The organism is Sphingomonas sp. Root241 (assembly GCF_001428865.1).
Lineage (GTDB): Bacteria > Pseudomonadota > Alphaproteobacteria > Sphingomonadales > Sphingomonadaceae > Sphingomonas.
This window is the reverse complement of the sequence record NZ_LMIV01000001.1, coordinates 2,226,844-2,250,596: the sequence shown is the minus strand read 5'-3', so window position 1 is coordinate 2,250,596 and position 23,753 is coordinate 2,226,844. Positions and strand designations below refer to the sequence as shown.

Annotated in this window: 26 protein-coding genes; 19 read left to right on the top strand and 7 right to left on the bottom strand. The window is 66.9% G+C overall.

Going from position 1 to position 23,753, the window contains the following annotated elements:
• The first annotated feature begins 5 nt into the window (after positions 1–5).
• The 5 genes from ASE13_RS10305 to ASE13_RS10285 all read left to right on the top strand — a co-directional run bounded on the left by ASE13_RS10305 (position 6) and on the right by ASE13_RS10285 (position 6,687).
• Positions 6–914, top strand: a complete 909-nt coding sequence (locus ASE13_RS10305; RefSeq protein ID WP_056615095.1) for a D-alanine--D-alanine ligase — start codon at positions 6–8, stop codon at positions 912–914.
• Positions 911–1,807, top strand: a complete 897-nt coding sequence (locus ASE13_RS10300) for a cell division protein FtsQ/DivIB (RefSeq protein ID WP_056614279.1) — start codon at positions 911–913, stop codon at positions 1,805–1,807. Before ASE13_RS10305 ends, ASE13_RS10300 begins: the two co-directional genes overlap by 4 nt.
• 4 nt (positions 1,808–1,811) lie before the next feature.
• Positions 1,812–3,074 carry a cell division protein FtsA gene (gene ftsA / locus ASE13_RS10295; protein WP_056614276.1) on the top strand — a complete coding sequence of 421 codons (1,263 nt, stop codon included), beginning with the start codon at positions 1,812–1,814 and terminating at the stop codon, positions 3,072–3,074.
• A gap of 111 nt (positions 3,075–3,185) precedes the next feature.
• Complete coding sequence (ftsZ, locus tag ASE13_RS10290) at positions 3,186–4,661, top strand: cell division protein FtsZ (RefSeq protein WP_056614273.1); 1,476 nt, start codon at positions 3,186–3,188, stop codon at positions 4,659–4,661.
• Positions 4,662–4,752: 91 nt separating this feature from the next.
• On the top strand, positions 4,753–6,687 hold the full coding sequence (locus ASE13_RS10285) for an SPOR domain-containing protein (RefSeq protein ID WP_056614271.1): 1,935 nt from the start codon (positions 4,753–4,755) through the stop codon (positions 6,685–6,687).
• A gap of 40 nt (positions 6,688–6,727) precedes the next feature.
• Here the strand turns inward: ASE13_RS10285 and ASE13_RS10280 are convergent, their stop codons facing one another.
• Both ASE13_RS10280 and ASE13_RS10275 read right to left on the bottom strand, forming a co-directional pair.
• Positions 6,728–7,561, bottom strand: coding sequence for a hypothetical protein (locus ASE13_RS10280; RefSeq protein WP_235536911.1), 834 nt, complete (start codon positions 7,559–7,561; stop codon positions 6,728–6,730).
• A 5-nt stretch (positions 7,562–7,566) separates the two neighbouring features.
• Entirely contained in the window at positions 7,567–7,773 is a 207-nt protein-coding gene (locus ASE13_RS10275) for a helix-turn-helix transcriptional regulator (protein WP_056614265.1), read from the bottom strand.
• A 139-nt stretch (positions 7,774–7,912) separates the two neighbouring features.
• Here ASE13_RS10275 and ASE13_RS10270 point away from each other — a divergent pair, with 139 nt between their 5' ends.
• Positions 7,913–9,079: a deoxyguanosinetriphosphate triphosphohydrolase gene (locus ASE13_RS10270; RefSeq protein WP_056614262.1), complete on the top strand. Its 1,167-nt coding sequence runs from the start codon at positions 7,913–7,915 to the stop codon at positions 9,077–9,079.
• 49 nt (positions 9,080–9,128) lie between these two features.
• On the opposite strand, the gene ASE13_RS10265 is transcribed toward ASE13_RS10270, so the two are convergent.
• Positions 9,129–9,407: a hypothetical protein gene (locus tag ASE13_RS10265; protein ID WP_056614260.1), complete on the bottom strand. Its 279-nt coding sequence runs from the start codon at positions 9,405–9,407 to the stop codon at positions 9,129–9,131.
• Positions 9,408–9,627: 220 nt separating this feature from the next.
• Between ASE13_RS10265 and ASE13_RS10260 the strand changes: the two genes are divergently transcribed.
• The 10 genes from ASE13_RS10260 (at position 9,628) to tatC (ending at position 19,284) form a co-directional block, all read left to right on the top strand.
• Positions 9,628–11,112, top strand: a complete 1,485-nt coding sequence (locus tag ASE13_RS10260) for a DUF1800 domain-containing protein (RefSeq protein ID WP_056614257.1) — start codon at positions 9,628–9,630, stop codon at positions 11,110–11,112.
• 3 nt (positions 11,113–11,115) lie between these two features.
• Positions 11,116–12,267, top strand: coding sequence for a DUF1501 domain-containing protein (locus ASE13_RS10255; protein WP_056614255.1), 1,152 nt, complete (start codon positions 11,116–11,118; stop codon positions 12,265–12,267).
• Between the two features lie 530 nt (positions 12,268–12,797).
• The gene (argS, locus tag ASE13_RS10250; RefSeq protein ID WP_056614252.1) at positions 12,798–14,522 is read left to right on the top strand and encodes an arginine--tRNA ligase; all 1,725 of its coding nucleotides are present in this window, start codon (positions 12,798–12,800) and stop codon (positions 14,520–14,522) included.
• Positions 14,522–15,247 (top strand): SPOR domain-containing protein, encoded by a 726-nt coding sequence (locus tag ASE13_RS10245; protein WP_056614249.1) that lies wholly within the window; start codon positions 14,522–14,524, stop codon positions 15,245–15,247. The genes argS and ASE13_RS10245 overlap by 1 nt, the downstream gene beginning before the upstream one ends.
• Positions 15,248–15,293: 46 nt before the next feature.
• Entirely contained in the window at positions 15,294–16,301 is a 1,008-nt protein-coding gene (gene nagZ, locus ASE13_RS10240) for a beta-N-acetylhexosaminidase (RefSeq protein WP_056614247.1), read from the top strand.
• 69 nt (positions 16,302–16,370) lie between these two features.
• Positions 16,371–17,108 (top strand): segregation and condensation protein A, encoded by a 738-nt coding sequence (locus ASE13_RS10235; protein WP_056614245.1) that lies wholly within the window; start codon positions 16,371–16,373, stop codon positions 17,106–17,108.
• On the top strand, positions 17,105–17,695 hold the full coding sequence (gene scpB, locus ASE13_RS10230; protein ID WP_056614242.1) for an SMC-Scp complex subunit ScpB: 591 nt from the start codon (positions 17,105–17,107) through the stop codon (positions 17,693–17,695). Before ASE13_RS10235 ends, scpB begins: the two co-directional genes overlap by 4 nt.
• Positions 17,696–17,784: 89 nt before the next feature.
• Positions 17,785–18,027, top strand: coding sequence for a twin-arginine translocase TatA/TatE family subunit (locus tag ASE13_RS10225; protein WP_056614239.1), 243 nt, complete (start codon positions 17,785–17,787; stop codon positions 18,025–18,027).
• Between the two features lie 61 nt (positions 18,028–18,088).
• Positions 18,089–18,520, top strand: coding sequence for a Sec-independent protein translocase protein TatB (gene tatB, locus ASE13_RS10220; protein WP_056614236.1), 432 nt, complete (start codon positions 18,089–18,091; stop codon positions 18,518–18,520).
• Complete coding sequence (tatC, locus tag ASE13_RS10215; protein ID WP_056614233.1) at positions 18,517–19,284, top strand: twin-arginine translocase subunit TatC; 768 nt, start codon at positions 18,517–18,519, stop codon at positions 19,282–19,284. Before tatB ends, tatC begins: the two co-directional genes overlap by 4 nt.
• Positions 19,285–19,339: 55 nt before the next feature.
• Here the strand turns inward: tatC and ASE13_RS10210 are convergent, their stop codons facing one another.
• The 3 genes from ASE13_RS10210 to ASE13_RS20025 form a co-directional block, all read right to left on the bottom strand.
• Positions 19,340–19,474: an entericidin A/B family lipoprotein gene (locus ASE13_RS10210; protein ID WP_029935404.1), complete on the bottom strand. Its 135-nt coding sequence runs from the start codon at positions 19,472–19,474 to the stop codon at positions 19,340–19,342.
• Positions 19,475–19,749: 275 nt separating this feature from the next.
• The gene (locus ASE13_RS10205) at positions 19,750–21,270 is read right to left on the bottom strand and encodes a sensor histidine kinase (protein WP_321164340.1); all 1,521 of its coding nucleotides are present in this window, start codon (positions 21,268–21,270) and stop codon (positions 19,750–19,752) included.
• Positions 21,271–21,326: 56 nt separating this feature from the next.
• Positions 21,327–21,494, bottom strand: coding sequence for a NepR family anti-sigma factor (locus ASE13_RS20025; RefSeq protein WP_162254685.1), 168 nt, complete (start codon positions 21,492–21,494; stop codon positions 21,327–21,329).
• A gap of 276 nt (positions 21,495–21,770) precedes the next feature.
• Here ASE13_RS20025 and ASE13_RS10200 point away from each other — a divergent pair, with 276 nt between their 5' ends.
• The 3 genes from ASE13_RS10200 to ASE13_RS10195 all read left to right on the top strand — a co-directional run bounded on the left by ASE13_RS10200 (position 21,771) and on the right by ASE13_RS10195 (position 23,517).
• Complete coding sequence (locus ASE13_RS10200) at positions 21,771–22,574, top strand: response regulator (protein WP_056614226.1); 804 nt, start codon at positions 21,771–21,773, stop codon at positions 22,572–22,574.
• A 62-nt stretch (positions 22,575–22,636) separates the two neighbouring features.
• A complete protein-coding gene (locus ASE13_RS20165; RefSeq protein ID WP_200955622.1) occupies positions 22,637–22,774 on the top strand; it encodes a hypothetical protein in 138 nt (45 codons plus the stop codon).
• Between the two features lie 92 nt (positions 22,775–22,866).
• Positions 22,867–23,517: a sigma-70 family RNA polymerase sigma factor gene (locus ASE13_RS10195; protein WP_056614223.1), complete on the top strand. Its 651-nt coding sequence runs from the start codon at positions 22,867–22,869 to the stop codon at positions 23,515–23,517.
• Positions 23,518–23,534: 17 nt separating this feature from the next.
• Here the strand turns inward: ASE13_RS10195 and ASE13_RS19825 are convergent, their stop codons facing one another.
• Positions 23,535–23,723, bottom strand: coding sequence for a hypothetical protein (locus ASE13_RS19825; protein WP_156404814.1), 189 nt, complete (start codon positions 23,721–23,723; stop codon positions 23,535–23,537).
• Between the last annotated feature and the right edge of the window lie 30 nt (positions 23,724–23,753).

The window sequence follows — 23,753 nt, the reverse complement described above, 5'->3', positions numbered from 1 at the left end:
GCAAGTTGCACGTCGCCGTTCTGATGGGCGGATGGTCCGCCGAGCGCGAGGTCTCGCTGATGTCGGGCAACGGCATCGCGGATGCGCTCGAGGAGCTTGGTCACCGCGTCAGCCGTGTGGACATGGACCGCGACGTCGCGGTGAAGCTCGCGGAGCTCAGGCCCGATATCGTGTTCAATGCGCTGCACGGCACGCCCGGCGAGGACGGGACGGTGCAGGGCACGCTCGACCTGATGGGGCTGAAGTACACGCACTCCGGCCTCGTCACGTCGGTGATCGCAATCGACAAGCAGCTCACCAAGCAGGCTTTGGTGCCGCACGGCATCCCGATGCCAGGTGGGCGGATGGTGCACAGTGAGGAACTGTACGAGCGCGATCCGCTACCACGGCCTTATGTGCTGAAACCCGTCAACGAAGGCTCGTCGGTGGGTGTGGCGATCGTCACCCATGAAGGCAATTACGGCAATCCGATCGCGCGCGGCGCGAAGGGGCCGTGGCAGGAGTTCGACGAACTGCTCGCCGAACCCTTCATCCGCGGGCGCGAACTGACCACCGCGGTGCTCGGCGATCAGGCGCTCGGCGTGACCGAACTCAAGCCCAAGAGCGGCTTCTACGATTACGACGCGAAGTACACCGATGGGCTGACCGAGCACGTCTTCCCCGCCGATATCCCCGAGGACGTCGCCGACGCCTGCAAGCGGATCGCGCTCGATGCGCATCGGCTGCTTGGCTGCAAGGGATGTTCGCGCTCGGACTTCCGCTGGGACGACAATCAGGGCGTCGATGGGCTGTTCCTGCTTGAGGTCAACACCCAGCCGGGGATGACGCTGCTCAGCCTCGTGCCCGAGCAGGCGCGGCATCTCGGCATCTCCTATGCCGAGCTCGTCCAGCGCATCGTGGACGAAGCGCTTTGAGTCGAAGGCCCACCCAGCGCACCGCTACGCGGCGCGGCGCAGCGCCCAAGAAGAAGGCGAATTCGCGCCGGCCGAAGCGGCCGAGTCTGCTCGACCAGGCGGTCGCCGCGCTGCCGTTCAGCCAGGCGACGCTCACCCGGATCGCGACCTGGAGCATCGTCGGCACCGTCGGCGCGGTCGCGCTCGGCGTGGCGACATGGTTCGGCGTGCCGGCGATGGCCGGGGTCGCCGTCGCCAATGTGGTGGGCGATGCCGGGCTGAAGGTCGACGAGATCCAGATCGACGGCATCAAGCGCATGGACAAGATGACCGTCTACACCCAGGCCCTCGACCAGGATTCGCGCGCAATGCCTCTGGTCGATCTCGCTCTGGTCCGCGAGCGGCTGCTCAAATATCCCTGGGTCAAGGACGCGCGCGTCTCGCGCCGGCTGCCCAACACGCTGCGCATCTTCATCATCGAGCGCGAGCCCGCGGCGATCTGGCAGAGCCATGGCCAGCTGATGCTGGTCGATCCCACCGGTGTGCCGCTCGAGCCCGTATCGACCGATGCGATGCCCGATCTGCCGCTGCTGATCGGCGAGGGCGCCAACGCACAGGAGCCCGCGCGGAAGAAGCTGCTCGACGAGGCGCCGGCGATCAAGCCCTTGATCAAGGCGGCGACGTGGGTCGGCAATCGCCGCTGGGACCTGACCTTCACCAGCGGGGAGAAGCTCCAGCTTCCCGAAGGCGAGGAGGAAGCGGCCAAGTCCTTACGCAAATTCGCAGAGTTGGATGCGGCGCAGGGTCTGCTACGGAAGGGCACAATCCGCTTCGACATGCGCGTGCCGGGGAATATGGTGATGCAGCGGCCGCCCGGGCAAGCGGCGGCGACCAGCGTTGTGACGGGGGAATAAGACGATGGCCAAGGCAGTAGCTGAAGGACTGATCACCGCGCTCGACGTGGGATCGTCCAAGGTCTCGGCGCTGATCGCACAGCGGATGGACGATGGACAACTCGTCGTGCTCGGCACCGGCCAGCGCGAGAGCCGCGGCGTCAAGCGCGGCTATGTCGCCGATATGCACGCCACCGAGCTGGCGATCCGCGAGGCGGTCGAGCAGGCGGAGCGCATCGCCGGGACCAATATCGAGGACGTCTGGGTCAGCTTTTCGGCGGGCGGCCTGCTCTCCGATGTGGTCAAGCTCGAAGCCGATCTCGGGGGCCATCGTGTCGAGCAGGCCGATATCGACGAGCTTCTCAAGGCCGGCCGCGACGCGATCGATCCGCAGGGCAAGATGGTGCTCCATGCCCAGCCGACCTGTTACACGATCGACGGTCTCGCCGGGATCAAGCGCCCCCTGGGCCTGCACGCCGATCGGCTCGGCATCGACATCCATGTCGTCTCGACCGAAGGCTCGCCGGTCCGCAATCTCGATCTATGCGTCCGCTCGGCGCATCTCGAGGTTCGCTCGATCATTGCCGCGCCGGTCGCGACCGGCCTCGCCTGCCTCACCGACGAGGAGCGCGAACTCGGCGTTGCGCTGGTGGAGATCGGTGCGGGTGTCACCAACGTTTCGGTATTCGCGGGCGGCGTGCTCGCCGGGCTCGCCTCGATTCCGATGGGTTCTGCCGATATTACCGACGACATCGCCTCGGCATTCGGCACCGCGCGGACCTGGGCCGAGCGCACCAAATGCTTCCACGGCTCGGCCAATCTCAGCCCGCGCGACAATCATGAGATGATCGACGTCCAGCCCGCCATCCCCGACGAGGGTGCCGAAGGGCCGCGCATCACTAAGGCACAGCTCAACGCGACGATCCGCCAGCGGCTCGAACGGCTGATGACCGAGATCCAGAAGGAGCTGCGGAAGCTCGGCTTCCAGGATCCGATCGGCCGCCAGATCGTCCTCACCGGCGGTGGCGCGGAGCTGAAGGGCATCGCCGATTATGCGCAGCAATCGCTGGGCAATGCGGTTCGCGTCGGCCGCCCCAAGGGCCTGATCGCGCTTCCCGAGGCGCATGCCGGCCCGGCCTTTGCCACGCTGGCGGGACTCGCACGCTTCGCCGCGACCGATCCGATCGATCTGCGCGCACTCGAGCCCGCCGGGCACCAGATGGTCACCAAGGCCAGCCCCGGAGCGATTCTTCAGCGCCTGATGGCGGCATTTCGGTCCAATTATTAAAGAAATACGACCGGCGACCCTGTTTCCACTAGAGTCGGTTGCATCCATAGTGCATCAAAGCGTTCGACGGTGCCGCCCCAGCGCGATGGCGGCGCCAGGGGAGATACTAGAATGAGCATCGAATTTCTTCCGGCTGACGTCGATGAGCTGACGCCCAAGATCACGGTGATCGGCGTCGGCGGCGCGGGCGGCAACGCGATCGCGAACATGATCCGCGCCGATGTGCTGGGAGTCGAGTTCCTCGTGGCGAACACCGACGCCCAGGCACTCAAGCAGTCGTCTGCCGGGCATCGCATCCAGCTGGGCGCGAAGATCACGCAGGGCCTGGGTGCCGGGTCGCGCCCCGAAATCGGGCGTGCCGCCGCCGAAGAGACGATCGACCAGGTCCAGAAGGCGCTCGAGGGCGCGCATATGTGCTTCATCGCCGCCGGCATGGGCGGCGGCACCGGCACCGGCGCAGCGCCGGTGATCGCGAAGGCAGCGCGCGACATGGGCATCCTGACCGTCGGCGTGGTCACCAAGCCGTTCGCCTTCGAAGGCCGCCGCCGCGCGCAATCGGCGGAATCGGGTATCGAAGAGCTTCAGAAATATGTCGATACGCTCATCGTCATCCCCAATCAGAACCTGTTCCTGATCGCCAATGCCAACACGACCTTCAAGCAGGCGTTCGAGATGGCCGACGAGGTCCTCCAGCAGGGCGTTCGCGGCATCACCGACCTGATGGTCATGCCGGGCCTGATCAACCTCGACTTCGCCGACGTCCGCTCGGTGATGCAGGAGATGGGCAAGGCGATGATGGGCACCGGCGAGGCCGAGGGCGATGATCGCGCTCTGATCGCGGCGCAGAAGGCTATCGCCAACCCGCTGCTCGACGGCGTCTCGATGAATGGCGCCAAGGGCGTGATCGTCTCGATCACCGGCGGCGAGGACATGCGCCTGCTCGAAGTCGACGAAGCCGCGAACCATATCCGCGAGCTGGTCGACGAGGACGCCAACATCATCTGGGGCTCGGCATTCAATCCCGATCTCGAAGGCAAGATCCGCGTCTCGGTCGTCGCGACCGGCATCGATGCCGATGCGCAGGCGCGTGCGGCGCCCGCCGCCGAACAGCCGCGCGTCTTCTCCTTCTCGACTCCGCGCCGCAGCGCGGCTGCCGCCGAACCCGTTGCCGCCGAGGCTGCTCCGGAGGCCGGCCTCTCCGATCCCGGCTACGAGGCGGAAGCGCAGGAGCCGGAGGAAGAGGCACTGGTTCTCGAAGCTCCGGAAGCGCCGGAAGTCGAGCCCCAGGAAGAGCCGACAGCGAGCTATGACGATGCCGGCAATTCCGACGAGCTGTTGCTTGGCGAGGGCAGCGCAATGCCCATCGAGGAGCCCGTAGAGGAGCCGGCGCCCGAGCTGACCAGCCGCCGCCGCTGGCTGACCGGCGGCAGCGAGGAGGAAGCCGCACCCGAGGCCAAGCCCGCACGCCGCGCCGGCGGCACGCTGTTCGAGCGCATGGCCTCGCGTGGTGCCTCCAAACCCACCGATGACGATGACAAGGATCCGCTCGACATTCCGCGGTTCCTGCGCAGCCAGAACAACCAGTAAGGGGCGTTCGTCGCCGGCGGCTCTCGCTTCGGCGAGCTGCCGGCGACGCGTCATTGGCGGTTCAGCCAATCGCGCCTTTAGCTGATCCCGAATGAAGCAGATTCGCTCCCTGCGCAGTATCGCGCTGGCGTTAACCCTTGTCGCGGGCTCGGGCGCCGTGCCGGCGCTCGCCCAGACCGGGTTCGTCCCCGCAACCAATCCCGACGCCGATAGCCTTGCGCAGGAGATGCGCGTGCTTGCGGCGAATCCGCGCGACGTGCGCGCGTTGCTGGAGGCCGGCAATCTGAGTGCGCGCCTCGGTGACACCGCCGCAGCGCTCGCCTTTTTTGCGCGTGCCGAGGCGATTGATCCCACCAATCCAGGCGTGCTTTCCGGCCGCGGCTCGACGCTCGTCCGGATGGAGCGGCCGGGCGAGGCGCTGCGCCTGTTCCAGACGGCTGAGGCGCGCGGACTGCCGGTGCGCGAATATGCCGCCGATCGCGGTTTCGCTTATGACCTGCTCGGGCAGCCGGTGCTGGCGCAAGCCGATTACAAGCTGGCGCTGCAAAGCGAACGCGATGACGAGACGGTGCGCCGCTATGCGCTGTCGCTGGGCATTACGGGCGATGTCGAGGAGGCGATGCGTCAACTCGACCCGCTGCTCCGCAAGAGCGATCGCGCGGCGTGGCGCGCACGCGCCTTCATCCTCGCGATGAACGACGATATCCCCGGCGCCGAACGGATCGCGACGAGCATGATGCCGGGGAATATGGGGTCGTCGCTTGCGCCCTTCTTCCGTCGGCTCGCCAATCTCGCGCCTGCCGATCGTGCCTTCGCCGTGCATTTCGGCCAATTCTCGCCCAGCGCGGCACGGCTCGCCGATGCGCGCCTGGCGCCCCCGCTGCCGCGCTATGTCCCTGCGGCGCGTCCTGTCCAGACGGCGCAGGCGCAGCCGGCTCGAACGCCGGTAACCGAGGCACCGCAGGATAGAGACCGCAGATCGCGCCGCGAGCGTGAGCGCGATGCACGCCAAGTCGCCCCGCCCGCGCGGCGCACCGTCCCGGTGCAGACCGCCGCTGCCACGCCGGTGCATGCCGCGGCCGCCGCGCCGCTGCCCGGCCCGCCGCCTGCACCCCGGCAGGAGACGCCGCTGGTCCAGCCGCTCCCCGCGCCGCGCGCCGACGAGATCGACGCCCCGATCCGCGAGGCGGCCGAGCCGACGCGGGTCGCACGCAACGAGAGTCCCTCGCCCGAACGCAGCGCCATCACGGCACCCGGACAAGGCGTCCCCGCGGCGGTATCGAGCGGCGACACCGCGCGCGCCGCCGTTGCGCCCGCACCCGAGCCTTCGTCGCCCACGCCTGCGCCGGCCACAGTCGCCGCGACACCTGCGCAACAACCCGTCACCACGCTACCCGACAGCGCGCGCCCGGCCACAGGTGGGCCCGAACCGCAGCCTATCGCCGTTGCGGCTCGCGAGCCGGCGCCGCCGGGTCCGGCGCGCGTGGGGCAGGAGGATTCGGTGCTCGCCGCGATCGTCGCGGGCATCACCATTCCCGGCGAGGAACTCCAGATCGTCAATGCGACTCCGGTCGATCTTCCGCCCGAACCCGCGCGCGTCGCTGCGGCCACACCCGGGGCTGCCAAGCCCGCCCTGGCAAAGCCCAAGCCTGAACCAGCCAAGCCCGAACCGGCCAAAAGCAAGGATGTGAAGAAGGCGGAACTCGCCAAGCCGGATCCCAAGGCGAAGAAGCCCGACCCGAAGACCAAGGCCGAGCCGGCGCGCGTCTGGGTCCAGGTCGCCGGCGGCGCAAACCAAGCGAGCCTGTCCAAGGCATGGAAGGCAGTCGTGGCCAAGGCACCCGCGCTGAAAGGCAAGACCGGCTGGTGGACGCCGCTGCGCGCCACCAATCGCGTGCTGACGGGGCCGTTCAAGACCGCCGCCGAGGCGCAGGCCTTCGTCAACACGCTCGGCAAGTCGGGCGTTTCGGGCTTCGTCTTCACCAGCGAGGCCGGACAGAAGGTGACTAGGCTCGGGGCGGACTGAACTGTCTCCTCAGCCCACTGCCAGAGGTCCGGTTCGCCATTCAGTGCGTCAGCAACTTCCTCCGCCCCAGCACGATGAAGCTCGCCACGAACAGGAGCACGGTGAATATCGTCAGCCAATCGAGCGGCGCGGGCGCGGCGACGAAGCCGAGATGTGCCAGCATCGCCCAGCCGCCGCCGAGCACCAGGATCAGGTAGAAGGCCATATTGCCGGTCTCGTGCGACAGCGTGCGCCCCAACTCGTCCGACAGCCGCCACGCCGCGATCGCCAGCAGCGTCAGGATGGCGATGAGTACCAGTGCGCCCGCCAGGGCCGCTGCCGGGGAAAGGATGCCAGCGCCAGCGAGGCCCAGCGCGATCAGCAACAGGCCGTAGCACGCTATCCAGGTGAAGCTGCAAAGCATCAGCCGGCCGCGTTCGCGCAGGTCCTCGGCAGTCATTTCGTCATCGACGAGGTGGAGGCCCGTGTGGACGCTCGCGGTGGCGAGGCCGCCGAGGATGGCGATGACGACAAGCGTCGCGCCCGTCACGGCGGCGATCCACTCCGAGGCGCCCACCTCGGTGCGAGCGAGCGCGCTGAAGCCCCAGATGACGAGCAGGAAAGCTAGGATGGCCACTGCGTTCTGGATCAGGAAATTGCGGAGCGTTCCGAGATTGAGCGATCGCTTGCGGCTGGTGAAGCCGACGACCGCTATCGAGAACAGCATCGCCAGCCCCAGCTGCGCAGTGACCCGGGTCGGCCGGACGACCGCGTCCATGATGTCCTGATGCAGGAACAGCATGGCGACCCAGAGGGCGAGGACGTAGAATACCGCACCCACTGCGCTCCATGCCGCAAAGTTGCGCCAGCTGGGCGCAGACTTGTCATTCGCCATTTCGATCATTCCCCCGGTTCCCAGTGGTCGATGAACAGCTCGGGCACGGCGACGCCGAACAACTTTGCCATGCGCAGAGCCAGCGGGAGGCTGGGATCGTATTTGTCGGTTTCAACCGCGTTGATCGTCTGCCGCGAGACCCCGAGCCGCCGGGCGAGTTCGCCTTGGCTCCATCCGTATCCCTCGCGCATCGCCTTCAAGCGGTTTTCCAAGACGACTCTCCTGCCTGTAAAGAGTTCTTTACAGACGTCAGCCTGAGTGTCAAGAGCTCTTTACAACCATGGAGGCGAGACCGACGTACACTCGCATCAACCTTCGACAAGCGCGCGCCGACCCGCTAGTGCCGCCAGCGTGAGAGCGACTTCCTCCTGGGCGAGCACACCGGACCAGAGCCGCGGGCGCATCCACGAAGAACAAAGCGGGACTGTCCGCGGCCCGCGCGACGCCTTTCAGCGCGATCGCGACCGGATCATCCATTCGATCAGCTTCCGGCGTCTCCGCCACAAGACCCAGGTCTTCATGGCGCCCGACGGCGATCATTTCCGGGTGCGGCTGACCCACAGCCTCGAAGTCGCGCAAATCGGGCGGACGATCGCGCGCACGCTGGGGCTCAACGAGGACCTGACCGAGGCTTTGTGCCTGGCGCACGATATCGGCCATCCGCCCTTCGGCCATGCCGGAGAGGACGCGCTGGAGGCGGCGCTGGCCGGGCAGGGCGGGTTCGATCACAACGGCCATACGCTGCGCACGCTGACCGAGCTCGACCGGCCCTATCCCAGTTGGAACGGGCTCAACCTCACCTGGGAGACGCTCGAAGGGCTCGCCAAGCACAATGGCCCGATCGCTGCGCCCCAATGGGCGCTGGCGGCGGCAGACGCGCAATTTCCGCTCGAGCTCGACCATTGGCCGTCGCTCGAGGCGCAGGTCGCGGCGCTGGCCGACGACATCGCCTATGACAATCACGACATCGACGATGGCCTGCGTGCCGGGCTGTTGAGCCTCGACCAGCTGATGCAGGTGCCGATGATCGCGGAAGGGTGGCGCCGCGTCGAAGCGAGGTTTCCGGGCGTGCCGGCGCGGCGGCTGGTCGGCGAGCTGATCCGTTCCCAGATCGGCGAGATGGTCAACGACCTGATCGCATCGACCCAGGCGCGTCTGGCCGAGGGCGGGATCGAGACGCTGGCCGACGTGCGCGCGGCGGGCCGCTGCCTCGTGACGTTCTCGGATGCGATGCGCGAGGCCGAGCGCGGGCTCAAGCGCTTCATGTACGCCAATCTTTATCACCATCCGGGCCAGATGGCGGCGGCCGAGGCGGCGCATGGCGTGGTGGCGGGGCTGTTCGCGGCCTATGCTGCCGATCCGGCGCAAATGCCGGCGGAGTGGCGCGAGGCGTTGCCGGCGGAGGAGCCGTGGCGGAGCCGGCACATCGCCGACTTCATCGCCGGGATGACCGATCGCTACGCGATCGCGCGCTACGAGGAAGTCGTCGGGCCGATCGCGCTGCCCGAGGGGTTCTGACGCGCAAAAAAAAGGGGCCTCCGCCAGATGCGAAGGCCCCCGTTTCGATTTAGCGCTGCGCGACGAGGATCGCGTCGGCCTCTTCGCGCTTCGGTGCGCGGAACGAGACGCGTGCACCACCGGCATAGCCGCTCACCCAGTCGCCCTTGACGACGAGGCGGAACTTGCCGCCCTTCGAGGCCTTGCCCTCGAGGACGAGCGCGTCGCCCTGGGGCTGCGCGGTATAGGCATAGGTCACGCCTTCGTGGGTGAACACGCGTTCCTTGGCAGTGGCGGGGGCCGCAAAAGCGATTACGGCGGCGGCGGCGGCGATAAGAAGCTTGGTCACGATCTATCTCCTTCAAAAACTCGAAAGAGCCAGACCGGCATCCCTGTTGTGTCTTGTTCTGTTCTCGAAATCAAAATGCTGCAACGCAACAAGACCGGCAATCGCAAAGCGCGGCAGGCATGATTGCAATCCGTGCATGAATCGCGACGAACCGTTGGGCTGACAAACTTCTGCGACAGGTTGCGGGTATCACCTTGACGGGGCAACGAGGGTGATCGCCATGGCCAAGGCAAGCATTGCACTCAACCGGTTCGGCCTTGGCGGCCGTCCGGGCGACGCGCCGGGGCCCGATCCGGCGCGGTGGGTGCTCGACCAGTTCGATCGTTACGAGGCCCGGCCGCAGGCGATCGCGGCGCTCGCACCGAGCAGCAGCATCGCGAGCGAACTCACCGAATATCTGCGCGAAGTGCGCCTGCTCCAGCGCGAAAAGCGCAATGCTGCCCCCATGAAGCCCGAGATGGAGACCGATCCGGCGATGCGGGGCTCGGCGATGCAACCGATGCCCGAGCAGGAAAAGGCGGACGATCCCGTAGCGCAGGCGCGCCGCGCCGCGCGGCTGCAGGCGCGCGACCATTATGCCGGCGCGATCTCGGCGCGGGCGCTCGTCGCGCTCAATTCCCCGGCGCCCTTCGCCGAGCGGCTGGTGCATTTCTGGGCCAATCACTTCGCGGTGTCCGCGGACAAGCTGGAGATGGTGGGGCTCGCCGGCAGCCTGGAGTTCGAAGCGGTGCGGCCGCATGTGCTCGGCAAGTTCGGCGACATGCTCCACGCGGTCGAGCGGCATCCGGCGATGCTGATCTATCTCGATCAGGCGCAGTCGGTCGGGCCCAACAGCGCATTGGGACAGGTTACGGGAAGGCGCGGCCGGAAGCTGGGGCTCAACGAGAATCTCGCCCGCGAGATCCTCGAGCTCCACACGCTCGGCGTCCGCACCGGCTACAGCCAGGCCGACGTCACCGAATTCGCCCGGGCGATGACCGGCTGGACGGTTGCGGGGCTGGGGCGCGGCAGGGGGGCGGCCTATGCCGGCGGCGAGGGCCAGCCGGGCAGCTTCGTATTCGCCCCGCGGCTGCACGAACCGGGTGCGCGGACGATCCTCGGCAAGAGCTGGCCGCAGCAAGGCGAGGCGCAAGCGGCCGCGGTGCTCGACCTGCTCGCGACACATCCCGCCACCGCGCGGCACCTCGCCACCAAGCTCGCGCGCCATTTCGCCGGGGACGAGCCGCCGCCGGCTTTGGTCGGCAAGCTCGAGACCGCGTTTCTGCGTTCGGGCGGCGATTTGCCCACTGTCTATCGTGCATTGGTCGAGGCGCCCGAATGCTGGGTGGCGCAGCCGGTCAAGTTCAAGTCGCCCTGGGAGTGGACGATTTCGGCGCTCCGTGGGCTCGGCGCGCAGCAGCTTCCCCCGATGGCGATGAACGGGCTGATGACTCAGCTCGGCCAGCCGGTGTGGAAGCCGGGCTCGCCTGCCGGCTGGGACGATGTCGCCGGGAGCTGGGCCGGGCCCGACGCGATCATGCGCCGCGTCGAGGCGGCCGAGCGGCTGGCGCAGCGCACCCGCGATACGGTGGATGCCCGCCAGCGCGCCGCCGAACTCTTTCCCGATGCGCTGAGCGAGAGCACCGCGCAGTCGATCGCGCGGGCCGAAAGCCCGGGGCAGGGCGTTGCGCTGATGCTCGTCGCCCCCGAATTCATGCGGAGATAGGCCATGCTCAACCGTCGCAGCTTCGTGGCACTCGGCGCCTCCGCGGTCCTCACCTCCGCCTTCGGGACGCGGATGGCGCTCGCCCGGGCGGCAACCGAACGCCGTTTCGTCTTCATCATCCAGCGCGGTGCGGCGGATGGGCTGGGCACGCTGGCCCCGATCGGCGATCCCGCCTTTGCGGCGCAGCGCGGCGTGCTGGCACAGGATTTCGCCTCGGCGCCCAAGCTCGATTCCACGTTCGCGCTGCATCCGGCGATGACCAACACCCTTGGCCTGTGGCAGGCGAAGCAGGCGCTGTTCGTCCATGCGGTCGCCTCGCCCTATCGCGAGCGCTCGCATTTCGACGGGCAGAACGTGCTCGAGACCGGCGGCAGCAGCGCCTATGCGCTCAAGGACGGCTGGCTCAACCGGCTGCTGTCGCTGCTCCCCGCCGACGATCGCGCGATCGCGCTCGCGGCGACGATCCCGATGGCGTTGCGCGGTCCGGTCGAAGTGGCGAGCTATGCGCCGTCTGCGCTGCCCGACGCATCGGACGATCTGCTCGCGCGCGTCACGACCATGTACCGCGACGATCCCCAACTCCACGCGATCTGGGAGCAGGCGACCGCGACGCGGATGCTGACCAGCGATCTCGCCCAGGACAATGGCCGCAACGCCGCCGCGACCGGCGCGCTGGCCGCCAAGCTGCTCACCGCCGAGGGCGGAGCGCGGATCGCGATGATCGAGACCGGCGGCTGGGACACGCATGCCCAGCAGCGCGGCCGCCTGACCGGGCAGCTGAAGGGGCTCGACGCGATGGTGGGCGCGATCCGGGATGGGTTGGGGCCGCTCTGGGCGGATACGATGGTGGTTGTCGCCACCGAATTCGGGCGGACGGTGAAGGTCAACGGCACCCAGGGCACCGATCACGGCACTGGTTCGCTGGCGATGCTGATGGGCGGCGCGGTGCAGGGCGGCCGGGTTGTCGCCGATTGGCCGGGGCTGGGCGACGCGGCCTTGTACGAAGGGCGCGATTTGCGGCCGACGACGGGGCTGGATACGCTGATCAACAGCGCTGTGGCGTCGCACTTCGACCTGGCGCCGACGCGGACGGCGCAGCAGCTGTTCCCCGACATGAAGAGCGCGGGCGTGCTGAAGGATCTGGTGCGCGCCTGAGCCGGGATGGCGCGGCGCTGCCTGGTTTACTCGGCTAGACACGGATTGTGCCGACGGATTTCGCCCACTAGTGCGGCACGGGGAGGGGGACCAGCCGCAGGCTGGTGGAGGGGGCTCTCCACCAGCGAATCCCCTTGTGGCGCTCCCCCTCCACCACCGCCTTCGGCGGCGGTCCCCCTCCCCGTGCCGGGGAGGAACGGAATGTCTGCCACCCACCCGTAGCAGACATGCTTGCAATGTAGGATTTCGCCTGACAGCCTCATCCAGCTCTTTGACATCGTAATGCCCTCTCCTCGGGCCCGTGCTCGTGCGAAAGCGGGAATATAGCTGTTTGGCCCACACCGTCCTGGATTGCCTGCGCAGAAACACGGCAGGCCAGAACCATGCAGGCAGTGTGACCCTAGTGTGACCTTTCGCCGCTACCCACCAATCGCCGCCGCCCGCGGGCCGCAATCCCAGCCCCAAGCGCCAATTGTCCCCACGCGCCCCATCCGCTAAGGCGCGCGCTCTCGTTCACTGTTGGAACCGCAATGACTCTTTACGTCCGTTTTGCCGCGCACCTTGATGCCGCTCTCGACGCGCTCGTCGCCGCCGGCGACCTGCCTGCGGGGCTGGAGCGACGCGCGGTCACGGTCGAGCCGCCGCGCGACGTCACGCATGGCGACCTTGCGACCAATGCGGCGATGGTGCTCGCCAAGCCTGCGGGGACCAATCCGCGCGCTCTGGCGGAAAAGATCGCGGCTGAGCTGGGGAAGCTGGACGAGGTTTCCGCCGTCTCGGTCGCCGGACCCGGCTTCATCAACCTGACGCTAACCGACGACACCTGGCGCGGCGAGCTGGACGAGATCCTCAAGACCGAGGGCGATTACGGCCGCTCGACGATCGGCGCGGGCGCGACGGTCAATGTCGAGTATGTCTCCGCCAACCCCACCGGGCCGATGCATATGGGGCATTGCCGCGGGGCGGTGGTGGGCGATGCGCTCGCTTCGCTGCTCGAGTTCGCGGGGCATAAGGTCGTGCGCGAATATTATGTCAACGACGCGGGCGGGCAGGTCGACGTGCTCGCGCGCTCGGCGCACCTGCGCTACCGCGAGGCGCTGGGCGAGACGATCGAGATTCCCGAGGGCCTTTATCCGGGCGAATATCTGAAGCCGGTGGGCGAGAAGCTCGCCGCCGAATATGGCGACAGGTTCGTCGGCAAGCCGGAGAGCGAATGGCTCGACCTGTTCCGCAAGGAAGCCGTCGCGTCGATGCTGGTGATGATCAAGGCCGATCTCGCCTTGCTCGGCATCCATCACGACCTGTTCTCGTCCGAAGCCGAGCTGCAGGCGGCGGGCAAGCCCGAGGCGGCCGAGGCGTGGCTGCGCGAGCGCGGCCTCGTCTATGACGGCGTGCTCGAAGCGCCCAAGGGCGAGACGCCCGAGGATTGGGAACCGGTCGAGCTGCCGCTGTTCCGCGCGACGCAGTTCGGGGACGATCAGGACCGCCCGATCAAGAAGTCGAACGGGCAATGGACCTATTTCGGCGCCGATCTCGCTTATCATTTCCAGAAGGCGCAATCGGCGGACCAGCTGATCGACATCTGGGGTGCCGACCATGCCGGGACGGTCAAGCGGATCGTCGCGGCGGTACAGGCGCTGACCGGCGGCAAGACGCGGTTCGATGTGAAGCTGGTGCAGATGGTCCGCCTGCTTCGCGCCGGCGAACCGGTGAAAATGTCCAAGCGTTCCGGTAATTTCGTGACGCTTGCCGATGTCGTGAATGAGGTCGGCAAGGACGTGGTGCGGTTCACCATGCTGACGCGGAAAGCCGATGCGCAGATGGACTTCGATTTCGCCAAGGTGGTGGAGGCTTCGAAGGACAATCCGGTCTTCTATGTGAACTATGCCCATGCCCGGATCGCCTCGCTCCATCGCAAGGCGGCGGAGGCGGGGATCGAATGCCCGAACGCCGATCTGTCCCTGCTTGATACGGAAGAGCTGGCGCTGGTGAAGCTGGCGGCGCAGTTTCCGCGGGTCGTGGAAGGTGCCGCACTGGCGCGCGAACCGCATAGAATTGCTTTTTATCTCTATGATTTGTCGGCTGCTCTGCATGCCTTGTGGAACGTCGGCAACGACCGCCCCGAGCGCCGTTTCCTGCTTGCCGACCAACCGGGCCTGACCTGCGCGCGGCTCTTCTTGGCGCGCGGCGTCGGACAGATTATCCGTAATGGGTTGGGCCTCATGGGTGTCGAGGCTGTCCAGGAGATGCATTGATGAGCCTGCGTTCGGGCCAGGGCTATGACGAGCAGGATCGCCTTCCCTGGCTGGAGACGGCCGAGGAGGACTATCCGCAGGACCATTCGGTCGCGCGTTTCATGCTGCTCGCGGTGCTCGCGCTGGCGGTGATCGGAACCGCGGTGCTCGGCTATCTGTGGTATCAGCGGACGCAGAATCCGATCAACGGCAATGGCGAGCTGATCAAGGCGCCGGCGGGTGATTACAAGGTCAAGCCCGACGAGCCCGGCGGCATGAAGGCCGAAGGCGAGGGCGACACCGTCTTCGCGACGAGCCAGGGTGCGGCGAGCAATTCGAGCATCAATATCGGTGCGCTTCCCGAGGCGCCGGTGGAAGGAACGCGGGCGACCGTTCCAGGCAGCACTGCTCCGGGTACCAAGAACGCCAAGTTGGCGATTCCCGGTCCCACCATCGTCGGGCCGAACGCATCCGCCGCCGGCACGAAGCCTGCGACGGCGCGTCCTGGGTCCGGTTCGCTGATTCAGCTCGGCGCCTTTCCGAACGAGGCCGGCGCCAATGTCGCCTGGGTGCGGCTGACCAGACGTTTCGCTTATCTCGCGCCGCTCGGCAAATCGGTCGAGCGTGGCGAGAGCAACGGTAACGCCGTCTGGCGGCTGCGCGTCAATGCCGGCAGCAACCCGCAGGCGCGCGACCTGTGCGGGCGGCTGAAGGTCGCAGGCGAGAACTGCTTCATCGCGAATTGAGCTGGGGGCCTTCCCGCCCGGCCCGCGCCTGGTCTAAGGCGGGCGCATGAAACCCGTCATCTTCGGCGCCTCCGGCCATGAACTGACTCCCGACGAGCGTGCCTTCTTCAGGCAAGCCGACCCGCTCGGCTACATCCTCTTCAAGCGCAATTGCGGCGACGTGGCGCAGATGAAGGCGCTGACCGACAGCCTGCGCGACTTGTCGGGCCGCGCCGATTTGCCGATCCTGATCGATCAGGAGGGCGGGCGCGTGGCGCGGATGGTGCCCCCCGAATGGCCGGCTTTCCCCGCGGGGGCGGCGTTCGACGCGCTGTACGACATCGCACCGATCTCGGCGATCGAGGCGGCACGGGCGAATGCCCAGGCGCTGGCGATGATGCTGGGCGAAGTCGGCGTGAACGTGAATTGCGCGCCCTTGCTCGACGTGCGCCAGGCAGATGTCACGCCGGCGATCGGCGACCGGTCCTTCGGCGGCGACCCGATGCGAGTCGCGGCATTGGGGCAGGCGATGCTCGAAGGGATGCGGCGCGGCGGCGTGGTCGGCGTGGTCAAGCACATGCCCGGGCACGGCCGCGCATTGGTCGACAGCCATTACGACTTGCCGCACGTCAAGGCCGAAGCGGCGGCGCTGGAGATGGATCTGGAGCCGTTCACCCGCCTTAACGGCGCGCCGATGGGAATGACGTGCCACGTGGTGTTCGAGGCATGGGATGCCGAACGGCCCGCGACGCTTTCGCCCAAGGTGATTTCGGAGATCATCCGAGGCCGGATCGGCTTCGACGGACTGCTGATGACCGACGATATCGACATGAAGGCACTGTCGGGCACGGCAGGGGAAAAGGCCTCGCTGGCGCTCGCCGCGGGGTGTGACGTGGTGCTCGATTGCTGGGCCCGGATGGACGAGATGGTCGAGATCGCCGAGCTGATCGGCGATGCGACGCCCGAATGTGTGGCGCGGCTGGACCGGGCGATGGCGACGATTGCGGGTGGAAGCGCCGCCGCCGATTTTGGCGGGCTGATCGCCAAGCGGGACGAATTGCTGGCGCTGGCCTAGCTCCCTCTCTCCGCTTGCGGGGGGAGGGAGATGGTGACAGCCACCATGTGCTCTGCTTAACTTGCATTGATGAGCGAAGCCGATCCTTCCGACACTCTGAAGATCGACATCGACGGGTGGGAAGGCCCGCTCGATCTGCTGCTGGCGCTCGCGCGGAACCAGAAGGTCGACCTGCGGCAGATCTCGATCCTCGAGCTGGTCGAGCAATATTTGCGGTTCGTGAACGAGGCGCGCGAGCTCCGGCTCGAGCTGGCGGCCGATTATCTCGTGATGGCGGCCTGGCTCGCCTATCTCAAATCGGCGCTGCTGCTGCCGCGCAATCCCGAGGAGACGCCGAGCCCCGAGGAACTGGCGCTGCGGCTCCAGCTGCGGCTCGAGCGGCTCAATGCGATGCGTGAGGCCGGGGCGCGGCTGGTGGCGCGCGACCGGCTCGGGCGCGACGTCTTCCTGCGCGGGACCCCGGAAGGGCTGCGCGTGGTGCGCAAGGGGCGCTACGAGGCGGAGATCTATGACCTGATCGCCGCTTATGGCCGGATCAGCGCGCGCACCCGGCCGGTGATGCACGTAGTGGCGGTGCGCGACGTGATGACGCTGGAAGAGGCGATCGAGCGTGTTTCGGCACTGATCGGCACGCGAATCGAGTGGAGCACGATCGAGACTTTCCTTCCCGAAGGAGCGAGCGGGACCTATCGCAAATCGGCGCTCGCTTCCTCGTTCGTAGCCGCGCTCGAGCTGGCGCGGCAGGGGCGGCTCGAGCTCAAGCAGAAATCGGCGTTCGCGCCGCTCTATCTCAAGGCGAGCGCATGATCCGCCAGGACGATCTGGGCCGTGCCGTCGAGGCGGTGTTGTTCGCTTCCGAGCATCCGATGACCGTTGACGAGATCAAGGCGCATGTCGGCGCCGAGGCCGATGTTCGCGGCGCGCTGGCGACACTGGAAGCGCTTTATGCCGGGCGCGGGATCGAGCTGGTCCGCCGCGGCGAGCGCTGGCATTTCCAGACCGCCGCCGATCTCGCGCATCTGCTACGACGCGACCGCGAGGAGAGCCGGAAACTCAGCCGCGCGGGTATCGAGACGCTGGCTATCATCGCCTATCACGAGCCAGTGACACGCGCCGAGATCGAGGCGATTCGCGGGGTGCAGATCTCCAAGGGCACGATCGACGTGCTGATGGTGGCGGGCTGGGTGCGCCCGGCGGGGCGCCGCGAAGTGCCGGGGCGCCCTCTCACTTATGCGACGACGGCGGGCTTTCTCAGCCAGTTCGGGCTCGCCAGCCGGCGTGATCTGCCGGGGATCGACGATCTCAAGGCGGCGGGGCTGCTCGATCCGGTCGACCTCGCCTTCGAGGGGGAGTTCGAGCAAGGCGCGAGCGAAACTGTCATGGAAGACGAATAGGGCTCGCCAACAATTCACGGCGGCCTTGCCTGGGCCGTTGCCCCGGACGCGCGCGAAGCCTAGATAGGTCGCGATAGAGGAGATTTCTGATGGGCGGTTTAAGCCTTGTGCACTGGCTTGTGTTCGGTGTGGTAGCGATCCTGTTGCTGGGTGGCGGTCGTTTTTCCAACCTGATGGGCGACGTCGCCAAGGGCGTGAAGAACTTCAAGAAGGGCATGGCCGAGGACGACGAAGCCACGCCGGCGCCGCCGACCCGGATCGAGGGCAAGCCCGCACCGACGCCGGACGCGAGCTTCCAGACCGAAGCCGAGCGCACGCGCGAAGAGCGCTGAGTCCGATTCCATCCACCGTTGATCCGCGTCTCGCTTCGGGGCGCGCCCGAGGCAGTGCCGAATGTTAGACGTAGCGCCGACCGAGTTGCTGCTTGTGGCCGTGGTGGCGCTGCTGGTGATCGGACCCAAGGACCTGCCGCGCGCGATGCGCTTCGTCGGCAAATGGGTGGGAAAGGCGCGCGGCGTCGCGCGCCAGTTCCGCTCGGGGATCGACACGATGATCCGCGAATCCGAGCTTGCCGAGATGGAGAAGCAATGGGCTGCGGAGAATGAGCGGATCATGCGCGAGCATCCCACGCCGTCGCTGCCCGCGCCTCAGCCCGAGCATTTCGCGCAGGATCCGGCCGCTGACGAAGATCCGGTGATGGTCGAGCAGCCGGCATTGTTCCCCGCCGAGACGACCGAACCGGCCGCGGCGAAGCCGAAGCGGGTGCGCAAGCCCAAGGCCGTGATGCCGGATCAGCCCCCGACGCCGGACGAGCCGCAATCGTGAACGAAGAGATCGACGACACTCAGGCGCCCTTGCTCGACCATCTGATCGAGCTTCGGCGCCGCCTCCTCTGGTCGCTGGGCGCGCTGGTATTGGCGTTCGCCGGCTGCCTCTATTTCGCGCGGCAGATCCTCGGCTTCCTCGTCGCCCCGCTCAAGGTCGCGGGGCAGGTGACGATCATCAATACCGAGGTTTTCGGCGGCTTCCTCGTCGAGATAAAGGTCGCCTTCTTCGCGGCGTTGATGATCGCGTTCCCGGTGATCGCCAACCAGCTCTGGCAGTTCGTTGCGCCAGGCCTCTACCGCAAGGAAAAGAAGGCGCTGCTGCCTTTCCTGCTCGCCACGCCCGTGCTGTTCATCGCCGGCGCCTCGATGGCTTATTTCGTGGCGATCCCGGTGGCGCTGAAGTTCCTGCTCGGTTTCCAGGGCGATCTGGGCGGCGTTGCGCAACAGGCGTTGCCCGACGTGAACAACTATCTGAAGTTCGTGATGCAGTTCATCTTCGGCTTCGGGATTTCATTCCTGCTGCCGGTGCTGCTGATGCTGCTCGAGCACGCGGGCATCGTCACCTATGAGCAGTTGAAGGGCGCGTGGCGCTATGCGGTGGTCGGGGCGTTCGCGCTGTCGGCGGTGCTGACGCCGCCCGATGTCGGGTCGCAGCTGCTGCTCGCGGTGCCGCTGGTCGCGCTCTATTTCCTCGCGTTGGTGGCGATCTGGTTCACGCGGCGGCGGCGCGAGCGCGCGGCGGAGACCGAAGCGGCGTCCTAATACGAAAAGCCCCTCCGCACACGGAGGGGCTTTCCTGAAAATCCGAGCGAACGACCTACTTGTTGTCGTCCGCGGCGCCGGCAACCGTATCGCCGGCGGAAGCCACATCGCGGCCGACACCTTCGATCGTGTTGCAGGCCGAGACCAAGATCGCGCCGGCAAGCGCGGCACAGGTTAGAATCTTGCGCATCGAAACTTCTCCAATTTACGCATCGGGTTCAGGGAAGAAATGCCCGGATCCATCAAATCGTTCCGCGACAGGCACGAAGCCGTGGCGAGCGATCATGAATTCCGCTGACGGGAGAAAGTGTTAGGCCCGGAAGCGTCACCGGGGGGGGGAGGGTTGACGCTTCCGGGCCCATGTCTTGGATAGCGAGAGCGGGGGGGCAAAAGGTCACTATCCGAGGTGCAGAACGTACATCGCGGAAACGGGTTCCCGAGTTCCGAACTTTTTTGCGAAAAAAATCAGGGTCGCCCCGTAATCGCGATCGAAGCCTCATATGCACCCACCAGTGGGTCATGATGGAGAGGGGTGCGGAGCTGGCGCGCGAGCCCGGCGATGACGCGGCCGTAGCGGCTCTCCAACAGTCCCTCCAGCTCGGCGCTCTCGACCAAAGCGGATGAACTGACGCGTAGGATGGCGCGGTCCGGCTCCTCGCCGCCCTTGATCGAGATGCGGACGTGCGTGGTCGGGTTGCAGCTGACCGCCAGTTCGACCAGTTCGGTGATCAGGAAGGCGACTGCGATCGCGACGTCCTGATTTACCAGCAAGGGCTCGATCTCGAGCGTGATGCCGAGCCCCGCCGCCTGCTCGGGCGCGGTCGCGCGGATGTTCGCGGCGAGCTCGCCGATCACCGAACGCAGCTCGAGCCCGCGATTCTCCTCGAGCTCGGTATAATGATGGCGATGCACCACCGCGAGCGCGTCGACCCGGCGCTGGATCGAGGCATAGGCCTCGCTCGCTTCGGCGCTCCTCGCGGCGCGCGCGTGGAAATTGATCAGACTGGAGATGACCTGGAGGTTGTTCTTGACCCGATGATGCACTTCGCGGGTCAGCTTGGTCTGACGAATGAGGCCCGCGGCGAGATCGGCCTCGTGGAGCTGCACCGTCCGGGTGATCTGCTGGAAGGTTTCGCCGAGATCGCGGATCTCCTGCGCCGGGATCGCGCCGAAGCGCTTCATGTCGAGGATTTCGCCGGGCGTGTAGTTGCCGACGCTGGTGCGCAACGTCCTGAGCGGGCGGATCAGCAGGATGTTGACCACGGACCAGCCGATCGTGGCGGCGGCGATCCACATCAGCACCAGCAGCGCAGTGGTGATGATCAGCGGCGAAGTGATCGGCGCGCCGGGAATCGACATTTCGAGATCGAGATTGTCGATCGAGAGATTGCTGAGGACTTTCTCGCTGCGCCCGAGCGGTCCCGCAGTAGCGAGGTCGCGCAGCGCCAGCCGCTGCTCGTGCCGCACCAGCGCCGCGCCGTAATCGGGCACGAAGCCGCTGGGCCGGGCGAGCGCCGCCAGCGCCGACACGGGATAATAAGCCGTGGCGCTCATTCCCGCATTGCCGCCGATCCGAATGGCGATCCCGTCGGGCAGGAACGTGGCACGCAATTCGGACGGGCGGAGCACCGGCGCGCCGGGGAGCGAGAAGCGCTGGCCGCAGAGCACGCGCCCACCCCGGTCGGCAATGGCGAAGCGAACGCTGCCCTGCGCCGCGAAGGTGCCCGCGAGCTGAGTGCAGCTCGGTGCGTCGCCCGGATTCTGTTCGAGCGCAGCGAGCGTCTGGCTCATCTGTCCGACGTGATTGGTCAGCGCATTCTCCACCACGCCCGAACTCTCGTCGGCGATCGCATGCAGGCGCGCGCGCGCCTCGGTGTCGGCGATCCGCGTCGTCTGGAGCGTGGTGAGCAGTGCGATGAGCGCGAGCGGGAGCAGCGCGCCGACGAGGATCAGGAAAACCTTCGCGCCGGTCGGCATGCGGGCCATCGTTGCCGCGGGACCTTTGCCACGCGGCTTCGGATCCGTGCTGTCCATGCTTTTGGCTAGTCGAGCTTCTTCAGCAAGTCGAGCAGGTCGTCGGGCACAGTTTCGCGAACGGCCTCGTCATAGGCCTGGCGCAATGCATCGCCCACGCTGCGGCTGGGCTTGTTGCTCTCCGTCCCGCCTTTTGGCTTTGGCGGCCGTTTTGTTTCACCCTTTGCGGAACGCACCAATTCCCCCCGTGAGGACCCGATCGTCCGGGACCCGGACTGTGAACACGCATGAGCACCAGGTGCCCGATTAACGCCATGACGCCAGAGCGCAAGCGCTCGCGTAGTGCACGGAGTGCCACATGGCCCGCGCGATGAAACCAAATAGCGCCTCGATTGTTCCACAGGCGATGCGAAATCCGGGGAGGGGCTCCTTCGGAAAGCAGAAACGATTGCAATGCGGATGCCGGGGCGCGACAAAAGCGGCCCGCGCCCACGAAGGAGAAAATTTCCCTTATGTCGCTTGGACAGCAACTCGCGCCGCACCTTCCCTTGTTGCGCCGTTATGCGCGTGCACTCACCGGCGCCCAGAGCGAAGGCGACCGCTATGTGCGTGCCGCGCTCGAAGCCATCGTGGCGGCGCCCGACCAGTTTCCCCGTGACGTCGATCCCCGGCTCGGCCTCTACCGGACTTTCCAGGCGATCTGGCAGTCGACCCATCTCGAAGAGGACGAGATCATCGAGGATTCCTCGAACCAGGCCGAGATGATTGCCCGCAAGCGGCTCGCGCGGCTGACGCCCCTGTCGCGCCAGGCATTGCTGCTGACCACGGTCGAGGGCTTCAGCATCGAGGATGCCGGCTATCTGATCGAAGAGGACCCCGCGCAGGTTTCCCGCCTCGTCAGCGAAGCGGTCGCGGAGATCGAGCGCCAGACGCGTACCCGCGTGATGATCATCGAGGACGAGCCGCTGATCGCGATGGATCTCGAGCAGATCGTCCGCGATCTCGGCCATGAGGTGACCGGCGTGGCGGTCACGCGCGACGAGGCGGTGGCGCTGGCGATGGAGGATCGTCCGGGCCTGGTGCTCGCCGACATTCAGCTGGCCGACGACAGTTCGGGCATCGACGCGGTGAAGGACATCCTCGCCGAATTCAGCGTGCCGGTGATCTTCATCACTGCTTTCCCGGAGCGCCTGCTCACCGGCGAGCGGCCCGAGCCGACCTTCCTGATCACCAAGCCGTTCCAGCGCGAAACGGTGAAGACGACGATCAGCCAGGCGCTGTTCTTCGACCAGGCGACGGTGCCCGCCGGCGTCTGAAAAATTCCGGTGCGGGTTCCACATGATACGGACCCAAAACGGTTTTCGGGGGTTGAGGGGACATGGCTGAGAATGACGAAACCATCCATGTCTCCACCGATCGCGCCCGCGCCGGGACGACGCCACACATGACCCGCTATGTGCTGGGCTTCGGCCTGGCGCTGGTGATCATCGCCTTCGTGATCATCGTCTGGTTCTGACCGGACCTTTCCGCAAAAATGCTGGCAATCGCGCCTGCGGCGCTTATCTCCAATCAGCGCCGCAACATGCATGCGCAAGTGAACGGGATCGAATGACTGAGTCCGAACAGCCCGACGATCGCGAGGACGCGGCAGCCGAGCCACCGCGCGAGCACGTCGCGCTGTCCGATCCCGAGTTCAAGAAGCAACTCGCGACGGTGATCCCGCATCTGCGCGCGTTCGGCCGCTCGCTTTCGGGCAGCCGCGACCTCGCCGACGATCTGGTGCAGGAAACGCTGCTCAAGGCATGGGCGGCGCGCCAGCGCTTCCAGGCGGGCACCAACATGCGCGCATGGACCTTCATCATCCTGCGCAATCTCTATCTCTCGCAGATGCGCCGCGCGCGCTTCAAGGGCGAATGGGACGATCTGGTGGCCGATCGGCTGCTCGCCGCACCTGCGAGCCAGGACCGCCATGTCGAACTGAACGACATGCAGCGCGCCTTGCTGCATCTGCCGCAGCCGCAGCGCGAGGCGCTGATCCTCGTCGGCGCGGGCGGCTTCGCCTATGAGGAAGCGGCCGAGATCTGCAACGTCGCGGTCGGCACGATCAAGAGCCGGGTCGCGCGTGGCCGCGTCGCGCTCGAAACGCTGCTGACCGAAGGACAGCTGCCGTCGCGACGCGACAGCCTGCCCAATCCGGGCGGCAAGAGCGCGCTCGATACGATCATGGGCGAGGTCGACGATCTCAGCCGCGACCGTTGACGCGGCACGACCCTAGCTCAATGCGCGGTCGAGACGCCGGGACGATTAAGGCGGCGCAGAATCGCGGCCATGTCTTCGGGCAGGCTCGGCTCGCGCGAGAAGGCGTCACGTAGCGATAGCGCGATCGCATCGCTGGCGCGGGGCCGTTCGACGCGATAAGCGCGCCCATTGGCCTCGGGGGCGGAGCGGGATGACGATCGGGTCACGACACAAATACGCCTCAACTTCACATTTGT